This is a genomic window from Vibrio sp. 2132-1 (genome assembly GCF_033344315.1).
Genome location: NZ_JAWPON010000009.1, coordinates 236113 through 246900, shown reverse-complemented (window position 1 = coordinate 246900; position 10788 = coordinate 236113). Strand labels below are relative to the sequence as shown.

10 protein-coding genes are annotated in these 10788 nt (G+C 44.2%); 4 read left to right on the top strand and 6 right to left on the bottom strand.

What is annotated here, in order from left to right:
- On the bottom strand, window positions 1-908 hold a 908-nt coding region (locus R8N47_RS12600; RefSeq protein ID WP_318185854.1), incomplete at its 3' end, for a hypothetical protein.
- 448 nt (window positions 909-1356) lie between these two features.
- Between R8N47_RS12600 and R8N47_RS12595 the strand changes: the two genes are divergently transcribed.
- Together R8N47_RS12595 and R8N47_RS12590 are read left to right on the top strand one after the other, a co-directional pair.
- Entirely contained in the window at window positions 1357-3783 is a 2427-nt protein-coding gene (locus R8N47_RS12595; RefSeq protein ID WP_005385091.1) for a M9 family metallopeptidase, read from the top strand.
- A 282-nt stretch (window positions 3784-4065) separates the two neighbouring features.
- Window positions 4066-4296, top strand: coding sequence for a PAS factor family protein (locus R8N47_RS12590; protein WP_005375384.1), 231 nt, complete (start codon window positions 4066-4068; stop codon window positions 4294-4296).
- Between the two features lie 77 nt (window positions 4297-4373).
- Here R8N47_RS12590 and R8N47_RS12585 read toward each other — a convergent pair whose 3' ends face one another.
- Window positions 4374-4751, bottom strand: a complete 378-nt coding sequence (locus tag R8N47_RS12585; RefSeq protein ID WP_033906793.1) for a carboxymuconolactone decarboxylase family protein — start codon at window positions 4749-4751, stop codon at window positions 4374-4376.
- Window positions 4752-4809: 58 nt separating this feature from the next.
- Window positions 4810-5166, bottom strand: coding sequence for a MerR family transcriptional regulator (locus R8N47_RS12580; RefSeq protein ID WP_005375386.1), 357 nt, complete (start codon window positions 5164-5166; stop codon window positions 4810-4812).
- 519 nt (window positions 5167-5685) lie between these two features.
- Here R8N47_RS12580 and R8N47_RS12575 point away from each other — a divergent pair.
- Window positions 5686-7035 (top strand): alpha-amylase family protein, encoded by a 1350-nt coding sequence (locus R8N47_RS12575; RefSeq protein ID WP_033906794.1) that lies wholly within the window; start codon window positions 5686-5688, stop codon window positions 7033-7035.
- Between the two features lie 108 nt (window positions 7036-7143).
- Here R8N47_RS12575 and R8N47_RS12570 read toward each other — a convergent pair whose 3' ends face one another.
- On the bottom strand, window positions 7144-7437 hold the full coding sequence (locus R8N47_RS12570) for an ArsR/SmtB family transcription factor (RefSeq protein WP_005375388.1): 294 nt from the start codon (window positions 7435-7437) through the stop codon (window positions 7144-7146).
- Between the two features lie 245 nt (window positions 7438-7682).
- Here R8N47_RS12570 and R8N47_RS12565 point away from each other — a divergent pair, with 245 nt between their 5' ends.
- Window positions 7683-7976 (top strand): hypothetical protein, encoded by a 294-nt coding sequence (locus R8N47_RS12565; protein WP_005375389.1) that lies wholly within the window; start codon window positions 7683-7685, stop codon window positions 7974-7976.
- A 92-nt stretch (window positions 7977-8068) separates the two neighbouring features.
- Here R8N47_RS12565 and R8N47_RS12560 read toward each other — a convergent pair whose 3' ends face one another.
- Complete coding sequence (locus tag R8N47_RS12560; protein ID WP_005375390.1) at window positions 8069-10033, bottom strand: monovalent cation:proton antiporter-2 (CPA2) family protein; 1965 nt, start codon at window positions 10031-10033, stop codon at window positions 8069-8071.
- A complete protein-coding gene (locus R8N47_RS12555; protein ID WP_005375391.1) occupies window positions 10030-10647 on the bottom strand; it encodes an NAD(P)H-dependent oxidoreductase in 618 nt (205 codons plus the stop codon). Before R8N47_RS12555 ends, R8N47_RS12560 begins: the two co-directional genes overlap by 4 nt.
- Window positions 10648-10788 lie beyond the last annotated feature (141 nt).

The window sequence follows — 10788 nt, the reverse complement described above, 5'->3', positions numbered from 1 at the left end:
TCCAACGCCGTTTGGTATGGGTCAACAGCAAAATGGTCGCTTACTAACCCCCAGAGCATCCAGTTGATTGCGGTTTCATTCTCGGTAAGCTCTTCGAGTGGCGCTTGGAGGAAAAAGTACTCATCTTCGCCATCGTAACCGAGCCGATCATAGATAATGTTGCGTAGCTCTCGATCCAAATCATGTTGGAGGTTGATTGAGTCGTACAGTTGCTCTTCTGTTGGGCCATTCTCATGGTGATAAACATTGCGTTTTGACTCTTTGTGTAAAGTACCTGCGCCAGTTTCAATGCTTACTTTCTTTTGCGAGTGTTGCTCAAGAACTTGAATGATTTCATCCTCTAGTTGATCGAGTTTACTCAGCAAAACTTGATTGTTTATGTCACCAGCGGGGGAGGCCATCGTTTGGAAGGCTTTCACTCTCTCGTAGACTGCTTTCCCGTGAGGAAGGGCTGCAAAACACTGTTCTTGGAGCGCTTCATTGGCTTGCCAAATGCCCGAGTAGAGCTCGTAATCATGTGTATATGGTGGAAGCTCTTCAGTATCTTCCCCTAATAATTCTCGCCAGTGCTTTTGCCACTGTTCTTCTTTTGCGTGTTTTACACGCGCGTATTGCTTAACCCAGCGGTTACGAAGTTTTACCCCAAAAATGGCAAGTCCCCATGGAGCGAGCAAATAAAAATAATAGTGAGAAGAGTTATCCCAAAAGTAACCGTAAACGTAAACACCAAAAGCAAGCACCCAAGTTCCAATAGTACAAGCAATAACCCCGGACATTATTGATGATTGGCGCTTTGTTTCTCTTAATGTATTACCTTCAGCACATAACCAAAAAATGCCGCCAAAAACAAAGGCAAACGTTGTCATGAAGTAGGCAATCCCCGTTCCCAAAAATCCCCAAAGTGACATGTATTATCCCTAGCCAAATATCTGCTTTATTCACTCATCAATGACTCGAGGAGTAAATGTGTTTGATTTGGCGGAGAATTTACCATTAATGCCAACTTTTTGATATGCACTCTGTGACTTATTGGGAATGAGTCACAAATAAAAATAGATGGTATCAAGCATCAAAATTTAATTTAGAACCTTTGATTGTCGCGAACTCTATCTGGAAGAGTTAAGGGGGGCGTTTAAGGGCAATTTTCCTCATAAAGTCGTTATTTAGAAAAAGGTAAATTAATGTTTTTATTGATAATTGTGAGTTTTTTTGGAGTGGGATTGCTCCCATTTAATTAGAGTAAAAGACCTATTTTTGGGAGCGGTTTCATAAATTTTATGACACTGATTTCACTGTTTGAGCTGTAAAGAATATAAATCCCCACTCAATGTATGTTAATAATCAATGAGTGTTGTTATGTCTCATATCCGTTTTTTCCCGCGCCATCGTTTGGCGCTTGCTTGTATGCTAGCGAGTGTGTCTGGCTTCTCTTTTGCACAAAATCAGTGTGCTGTTGCTGATTTACAACAATCGCGAGATCTGGCTACTGCCGTTTCTGGTGCTGAGTATGATTGCTACCACGCTTGGTTTTCAGCACCTTCAGAAACGCTGAATGATATCTATAGTGAAGCGAGCCTAAGCCGTATCCAAGTCGCGCTGGATCAAGAAATCGCTCGCTATCGTGGTGAAGCAGATCAAGCTCGTATTCTAGAGAACCTAGGCGAATTTATTCGAGCGGCCTACTACGTTCGCTACAACGCTGGTACTGGTACACCTGAGTTTTCGCAAGCGTTGAGTCAGCGTTTTGCTCAGTCGACGAACCTATTCCTAAACAACCCTCATGCTTTGGATCAAGGTCGTGAACAAGTTGGTGCAATGAAGAGCCTGACTTTGATGGTTGATAACGTTAAGCAGTTGCCGCTGACCATGGATAGCATGATGGCCGCGTTGATGCACTTTAATCGTGAAACCGCGCAGGACACGCAATGGGTCGATGGTTTAAACAACTTGTTCCGCTCTATGGCAGGCCATGCGGCGAACGATGCGTTCTACCGATACATGGCAAACAATACACACCATATTGATACGTTGGTGAAATTCGCATCTGATAATGCTTGGGCATTAGATACGGATGCAAGCTTTATCGTTTTCAATGCATTACGTGAAACTGGTCGTTTGCTCGCAAGCCCAGATCAGGAGACCAAACGCAAAGCATTGGCAGTAATGCAACAGGTGATGCAGCGTTATCCACTGGGTAGTGAGCATGACAAACTATGGCTTGCTGCCGTTGAAATGATGAGCTACTACGCACCAGAAGGCCTAAATGGTCTGAATATTGAGCAAGCCAAGCAAGATTTAGCTGCACGTGTAATGCCAAATCGTTTTGAATGTCAGGGACCTGCCATTATTCGCTCTGAAGATCTGACCGATGCTCAAGCAGCGAAAGCGTGTGAAGTGCTAGCGGCAAAAGAAGCCGACTTCCATCGAGTTGCGAATACGGGTAATCAACCTGTCGCTGATGATTTGAATGATCGTGTTGAAGTGGCGGTATTCGCGAGTAACGCTAGTTACGTTGATTACTCTTCATTCCTATTTGGTAATACAACGGACAACGGTGGTCAGTACCTAGAAGGTGACCCTTCAAAAGCGGACAATACTGCGCGTTTCGTCGCTTATCGCTACGCGAATGGTGAAGATCTCTCTATCTTGAACCTAGAACATGAATACACGCACTATTTAGATGCACGATTTAACCAATACGGTTCGTTCAGCGATAACTTGGCTCATGGTCATATTGTTTGGTGGCTAGAAGGTTTTGCTGAATACATGCATTACAAGCAAGGTTACCAAGCTGCGATTGAGCTGATTGCAGATGGTAAACTGAGCCTTTCCACTGTGTTTGATACCACGTACTCTCACGATACCAATCGTATCTATCGTTGGGGTTATCTAGCTGTTCGATTCATGTTAGAAAATCATCCACAAGACGTCGAAAGCTTGTTGGCATTGTCGCGCTCTGGCCAGTTCGAACAATGGGCACAGCAGGTGACGTCTTTAGGTCAACAATACGATGCTGAGTTTGAACGTTGGTTGGACACATTAAAAGTGGAACCTGAGCAACCTGGTACAGACCCAGAAGAACCAACAGAACCAACAAGCCCTGAAGCAAAAGTGACTGAATTGACGGCGAACCAAAGCCTTCAGCTCAGTGGCGAAGCATACAGCGAAAAACTGTTCTACGTTGATGTTCCAGCCAACACCGTTAACTTCAATGTATCTATTGAGGGTGCGGGTGATGCGGATCTTTACATGAGCTACAACAAAGTCGCGCATTACTATGATTTCGAAATGAGTCAATATGCTGATGGCAGCAATGAAGAGATTGTGTTTGAACCAGAGCAAGATGGTTACGTTAAAGCGGGTCGTTACTACATCAGCTTAACTGGACGTGATAGCTATGACTCAGTGAATCTTGTGGCTGCGTTAGAAGTGGAAGCGCAAACACCGCCAACCCAAGTGCAAGATGATTTAGCACCTGTGGTATTAGAGTCTGGTGAAGCCAAAATGCTTACCGTTCACAAGCAGCGTTATGCAGCAGTTTATGTGCCTGAAGGTGTTGAAGAGGTTCGTGTATGGCTAACGGCTCACTCTCAAACTGGTAATGTCGATCTATACGCGAGTAGGGAGCATTGGCCTACAGTAGAGCAGCACGAGTATGCGTCCAACTATGCAGGCAGCAATGAATACCTTGCGATTCCTATGACTGAAGCAGGGTACGTGCACTTCGCTCTTCAGGCTCCAGAGCAAGGCGATGACGTTGAAATGCTAGTGCACTTCAACTAAAAAAATTCGATTAACTAAAGTCGAGATAAAACGTCGCTGATACAGCGACGTTTTTGTTTATATCGGACACGATTATAAACAAACAGCGGCGAATGCTAGTTAATCGGCTGATCTATCGAGTTATCAGTTGCCCTTTTTCTAAACGACTTTAAGTTTGTATTGCAATTTACCGAGTACATAAACTTTTTTAGCGACGCGTTCTGTGACCTAGCTTCTGATTTGTGCTTCCCAAATGGATACAATATATATGCACCCCGTGCAATAAAGTGAAAAGGGAAAGACATGAAAACGCTTATTTATGAAACGTTGATTAGCCTTGCTAACCAAGAACCAGAACAACATGCAAGAATCCGACAAAATCTCTATGAACAGTTGGATCTGCCGTTCGATAAGCAGCTGGCTTTGTATTCTTGTGCCCTTGGTCCTGCAAGTTCAGGCAAGTTGGAGAGCAGTCAAGGCATTAACAACGCGGTAGATTGCGCGGTTAAACTGCTTGAAACTCCTGAGCGCTAATTCACTCGTTGTTTTAATCACGGCCCGAACCCCAAGGGCCGTTTTTAATTGCGGTTAAATTAATTTCAACGTCGTTATTACTCTGCTCTTTCCGCTAGCACTTCTTTGAATGCAAACATGCCGTTTAATGCCGTGGGAAAACCTGCGTAGACGGACATCTGCAAAATGATCTCTTTAATCTCATCCTCGCTACAGCCTACATTCAGCGCTGCATTTAAGTGCACTTTTAGTTGCGGCGCGCAATTCCCCATTGCCGTTAGCGCGGCGACGGTTGCGATTTCTCTCGATTTTAGGTCTAAGCCCGGGCGAGCATAAATATCGCCAAACGGATACTCAATGGTGTACTGAGCTAAATCTGGACAAATATCTTGTAAGGTTTCGATGACATTATGACCAGCGTCGCCATCAATTTGAGAGAGTAGTTCTAATCCTTTGTTAAAGCGTGATTGTTCCATCGGTATGTTCCTAGTGAATAAACGTAAACACACCTTAATCGTTAGAGTTAACTCTAAGTCAACGAACTTTTCCGCTTTTATACAAGGCAATTTTTTCTTCTAGAGCCGATAAGTGCTTTTTCTGTTGCTCAATGTGGCGTTTGAGGTTTTCTTGGTGTTGTTCTAACAGGGCTTGACGTTGTGGTACAGATTGAGAGCCGACTTCCCTTAATTTGGCATACTCTAGAATCTCTTCAAGTGGCATTGCAGTTTCTTTTAAACGCTTAACAAAGCTTATCCAGTTTAGATCTTTCGAACTATACATTCGATGTCCACTCGCGTTTCTATGGACATGTTTAAGTAAACCGATTTTTTCATAGTATCGAAGAGTATGAGCAGATAGCCCGACGAGGTCAGAAAATTCTTTGATATTCATTATTATCCTCCAAGGTAGAGCATACCCCATAGAGATAAGCTAAGTTTCGCATTTTGAAGTCATTTCGGGACAGATACAAACAGAAATCTTTAGTCTTTTAACGCTAGGTATGGTGATTTACTGGATTTTTGAAACGCGCCAAACGTGATCCATCTGCCAGTTTCGTTTTATTAACAATTGTTACTCAACGGGTTGGCTTGGCTATTTTTATCCTTTGGGCCTATTTTAGGGCGTACGTAGGTCTTATATTTTATCTTTTTCAATTGAAATTTTTGTTAAATAAAACAATGACTTAGTGTTTTGTTGGGCTGTTTGGGGTGTATGTTGTGTGCCCGTTATTCACTCAGAACGATTTATCGCTGTGCAATGGATGAGTCGCTACGCCTTCGATTTCAGCCTTGAGTTAGTGCTAAAAGGGTGAGTGCCTCTGATGAATAGCTTTTATAATTTCGATTATTGAATTCACTCACAAAAAAATGCAAACAAGTAATCGTGAGTGGAAACGAGCAGGAGAACAACATGAGTGGCTCACAGGAAACACAATCATTCGGTGCAAACGTTATCTTACATGCATTTGATTGGAAGTATGCTGACATTGCCCAACGAGCAAAAGAAATCCGCGAGCTTGGTTATGGCTCTGTGTTGGTTTCGCCACCAATGAAAAGCGCACACGATGAGCGCTGGTGGCAGCGTTATCAACCACAAGATTATCGTGTTATCGATAATGCCTTGGGTGATACCAAAGATTTTATTCATATGGTTCGTGAACTGGAGCAAGTTGGTGTGTGGGTTTATGCCGACGTAGTGTTTAACCATATGGCAAATGAGGCCCACCTTCGCAGAGACCTTCAGTACCCAAGACAAGAGGTCTTGGAGGAATACCAGAACGACAAACAGAAATATCAGTCGCTAGCGTTGTTTGGCGATCTATCTCAACCACTTTTTGATGAAGAGGACTTTGTTGAAGCATTCGGCATCAAAGACTGGAAAGATAAGTGGCAGGTTCAAAACGGACGTATCACCGGTGGGCCAACCGACCCTGGCTTGCCAACTCTTCGTGTTTGTGACCATGTCGTTGAACAGCAGCGAGCGTACCTAAAGGCGCTGAAAGCTATTGGTGTGAAAGGTTTTCGTATTGACGCTGCGAAACACATGACGTTAGAGCATCTTAAGCGTGTTTGGACAGACGACATCACGCGGGATGTGCATATATTTGGTGAAATTATTACCGATGGCGGTGCGACGGAAGAAGAGTATCAGCTGTTTCTTGAGCCGTATCTACAGGAAACTCGCCTAGGTGCGTACGATTTCCCTTTGTTCTCAACCATGTTTAAGGCGTTTGCTAAAAAGGGCAGCTTCAAGTCTCTGATTGATCCCTATTGTTTTGGTCAGGCTCTGTCCCCCGGTCGTGCGATTACATTTGCTATCACACATGATATTCCTAACAATGATGTCTTTCTTGATCTCATCATGGACGAGGAAAATGAATGGTTAGCTTATGCCTATATTCTAGGCCGAGATGGTGGTGTGCCGTTGATTTATACCGACTTAAACACCAGCGGTATTAAAGGTAAAAATGGTCAGCCAAGATGGCAAGGTGCATGGAGCGATCCGAGAATGGCAAAAATGATCCAGTTCCATAATATGACGCATGGCGAGCCGATGAGTGTTCTTGAAGGTAACGATGACATGCTCGTACTGAAGCGAGGTGACAAAGGTATTGTGGTGCTTAATAAATCACAGCGTCAACAGTCTTTGACATTAAAAATCGATGGTAATTGGGTTGATTTGATGACAGAACAAATCATTCCAACTGACGGTAAGTTAATCGTACCATCTAAGTCGTCGATGTTACTCGTCGCGAAGTAGAAGATGTACACACCGAGGTTAGCAACTTCGGTGTGTATGTTTTTCATCGTCATTCACGTTCTGCTGAAGTTCAATATAAACTCAAACTCTCTCGTTTTTGCTAGAAATTTATGAGCACTCGTTAACGCAACATTCTGCTTTTAAAAAACCAATTACGTCATCTAAGCACTGATATTCTGCAACACAAAAAAGGGTTCTACCCTCACGGCGCTGGGTGAGAAGACCGGCTGAAGCAAGGCTCGAGATATGATGAGAGAGAGTGGATGCTGGAATGCCAAGCTTTTCTTGTACGCCGCCTACCGCGATACCTTTGTATCCCGCTTTGACGACTTCTTTGTAAATACTTAAACGAGTCGGATGCCCTAACTCTTTTAGTGCTTTAGCAACGGCTTCAAGCTCCATACTGACCTCTAAAGAATGACCACAGTAATTTTGTTTCGATAATAGGGAAAGTCTCGGTAAATGCCAACTATTACGATCTCAGAACAATTTAAATCAGATGAGATTCATGCTGGCTCATGCCTTCATGACAACAATTGTCTGTTCTAATGAGACAGATCAATCTTCATTATTATTTCACGCCACGTTCAAAATCCCTCGTCTACACTCACTGTTGAGTTGTCAGTTGGCAGACCAAGGAGGCGGCCATGATTGCGGTTCATAGAGATTATTGTTTGTCTAACAGTTCGGAGTTACATGCCCACGTTAAAGTCAATCCTGTCGGTAAATTAGAAGTTGAGATTGTTGAACTTCAAGAGCGCCACACCACAGAGTTTGATGATTTGTCTTTTGAGAGTCGTGGGTGTGAAACTCGAATCTGTGGTAAAGAAGACACAACTCCGTGGCAGTTCAATCTTGCAGTTACTGATGCGTTAGAGCTTTCTCATTTAGTGGAAGAAGCAAACGAAGAGTATGAGATTTTAATGAATGATCTTATGTAATATCGAGAAGATCATTTTATCCTGCACGGCGTGTGGCTCTGTACTGAAAAAATAAAAACCTCCCAAGCGGGAGGTTTTTAATATGGAGTGCGTTATCGTTGGATAGGCTCTTCTCTTGGTGGTGTTAGCTCTTGGACGTTATCTTCATTAAAGTCATCGGCGTAACCTTTAGGTGGCGGTGTCCAACCACGTTCTGACCGCGATAGTTTGTCATGACGATCTTTTTGCATCTCTTCCGCCATTTTCTCCTCTAACTGAATAAACAGTTGTCGGAAATTGTTGTCATAGCGTTCACCTTCAGAATCATCTTCCCAAGCTTTGTAGAGTATTTCTGACTTACGTGCTTCAACACGCTTATATGTCGCCTTCTGTTGTTCAACAAAGAAGGGGTGAATGCCAAGTGCTTTCATTGTGTGACCGCCCATCTCCAATGCAGAATGGTAGGTCTCTGATTCAATAATATCAGCTCCCGCTTGACGCAAAAGATAGCCATGTCCACGGTCAAAGGCACGTGCAATCACTGTTACTTTTGGGTACGTGTGCTTAACGTACTTCACCAGTTCTACACTCGATTCTTGGTTATCAATCGCCACAACCAACGCAGCGGCGTGCTCAATGCCGGCTGTATGTAGCATATCTGGTCGAGTCGCGTCGCCAAAATAGGCGCGAGTGCCAATCTGGCGCATGTTATCGACTTGGTCAGATTGATGGTCAAGTACCACGGTAGTCACGCCGTTTGATACCAATAGGCGATTCACTATTTGTCCAAAGCGGCCGATGCCGGCGATGATCACCGTGCCTGTTTCCTCAATCGTATCGCTTTCGCGTTCATTTGACTGGCTTTCAAAGCGCGGCAGAATCACTCTATCAAACAGAATAAACAAACCTGGTGTCAGGAACATCGAAATCGCAACCACTAACGCAAGAGTTTGTGAAAGTTCAAATGGGATGACGTGGTTTTGCACTGAAAAGCTTAGAAGCACAAAGCCGAATTCACCTGCTTGAGCCAAGCTTAGGGTAAACAGCCAGCGGTTGCTGCCTTTCACCCTAAATATCAGTGCAAGAATAAACAGCACCAAGGCTTTCAAAACCATCACGCCAATGGTCAATGCCATGACCAACCAGAAATCACCAAAAAGGACCGAGAAGTTGATCCCTGCGCCAACGGTAATAAAGAACAGACCTAACAATAGGCCTTTAAATGGTTCGATGTTGGATTCTAACTCGTGGCGGAATTCACTGTTCGCCAATACAACGCCAGCCAAGAAGGTTCCTAAGGCAGGAGATAAGCCCACTAAGCTCATCAGCGCAGCGATACCAATGACCAGCATGAGTGCAGTTGCGGTAAAGATTTCTCGCAAACCAGAGCTAGCCACATAATTGAGCAGAGGTCGACTTAAAAAGTGTCCACCAACGACGACGATTGCAATCGATGCTGTGATTACGATGCCGTATGCCCAGCCGGGCAACCCCGCAACGAGGCTTAATTCTTCATGGTGCGCTGCGGCTGTTTGAGCCGCGGACTGTGCCTGTTCAATTAATTCAGGTAAGGCCAATAGAGGAATGAACGCCAACATTGGTATCACTGCAATATCTTGAAAAAGCAACACGGAGAAAGCGTTTTGTCCACCTTCCGTCTTCGTTAATCCTTTTTCGCTAAAAGTTTGCAAAACAATCGCAGTAGAAGAGAGGGCGAAGATCAAACCTATGGCTAAGGCTATGGTCCAAGGCTGGTCAAAATACAAGGCAATACCCATAATCGCCGCGACGGTACCGCCGACTTGCAGACCTCCTAAGCCCATTAAGCGATTGCGCATTGCCCACAACATTTTGGGTTCGAGCTCTAAGCCAACGAGAAACAGCATCATCACCACGCCAAACTCGGCAAAGTGCTGGATTGTTGTTGTTTCTTCACCGACTAAACCGATAATTGGGCCAATGACCACACCTGCGATGAGATAGCCTAAAACGGACCCAAGTCCCAAACGCTTAGCAAGTGGGACTGCAATTACAGCAGCAATCAAATATACGAAGGCTTGTAAGAATATCCCTGTCATGAAGCCTCCTTAATGAGCTCTGGCAATGCGCTGTTAAGCTTGATTAATGACGCCGCAGCTTCAACATCCAACCTATCTTCGACTAAAGCTGTTAGCAGGCTCTTGTACCGCTCAACATGACGAGGGATTCGCCCTTCTTCATCTGCTGTACGTGCGCCAAACATCGCGAGAGGGGCAATGTAGTTCATGCCTGTCAGTGCGGACATTTGTTCAATAGGCGCAAGCAGTTGACGAATCGTAAAGTGGTTGTAGCCCTCTGCCTTATAAGCTTCTTCTTTACCCCCTGCAGACAGCACACAAAGCATGGTCTTACCTTGCAGTGCTGTGCCATCTGTACCGTAAGCAAAGCCATATTCCAAAACCAGATCTTGCCACTCTTTTAAAATTGCAGGCGTTGAATACCAATATAGTGGGAATTGGAAAATCACCACGTCATGCTCACGTAGGCGTTGCTGCTCACGGTCGATATTAATATCGAAACGAGGGTATTCGCCATAGAGATCAACACATGTCACGCCTTCAATTTTTTGAGCTTCTTTGAAAAGTGGAGTATTCACTTCTGAACGATGCTGGGAAGGATGAGCAAAGAGAATGAGTACTTTTTTATTTGCCATAGGGATCCTTGCTATCTAAATAACCATGCCCAGTAGGAGCGCGGGTTGGTTAGAAAATGTAACTCATAAATGATCGCCAAGCTAGTTTGGAAAACTGTTTAAGCTGTTTCAATATCAATAAAAAACCACCAAATAAATTGG

Excerpts from the sequence above, each read along its gene's own strand:
- R8N47_RS12595 (WP_005385091.1), top strand. The coding sequence starts at position 1,357 with ATGTCTCATATCCGTTTTTTCCCGCGCCATCGTTTGGCGCTTGCTTGT.
- R8N47_RS12590 (WP_005375384.1), top strand. The coding sequence starts at position 4,066 with ATGAAAACGCTTATTTATGAAACGTTGATTAGCCTTGCTAACCAAGAA.
- R8N47_RS12585 (WP_033906793.1), bottom strand. The coding sequence starts at position 4,751 with ATGGAACAATCACGCTTTAACAAAGGATTAGAACTACTCTCTCAAATT.
- R8N47_RS12580 (WP_005375386.1), bottom strand. The coding sequence starts at position 5,166 with ATGAATATCAAAGAATTTTCTGACCTCGTCGGGCTATCTGCTCATACT.
- R8N47_RS12575 (WP_033906794.1), top strand. The coding sequence starts at position 5,686 with ATGAGTGGCTCACAGGAAACACAATCATTCGGTGCAAACGTTATCTTA.
- R8N47_RS12570 (WP_005375388.1), bottom strand. The coding sequence starts at position 7,437 with ATGGAGCTTGAAGCCGTTGCTAAAGCACTAAAAGAGTTAGGGCATCCG.
- R8N47_RS12565 (WP_005375389.1), top strand. The coding sequence starts at position 7,683 with ATGATTGCGGTTCATAGAGATTATTGTTTGTCTAACAGTTCGGAGTTA.
- R8N47_RS12560 (WP_005375390.1), bottom strand. The coding sequence starts at position 10,033 with ATGACAGGGATATTCTTACAAGCCTTCGTATATTTGATTGCTGCTGTA.
- R8N47_RS12555 (WP_005375391.1), bottom strand. The coding sequence starts at position 10,647 with ATGGCAAATAAAAAAGTACTCATTCTCTTTGCTCATCCTTCCCAGCAT.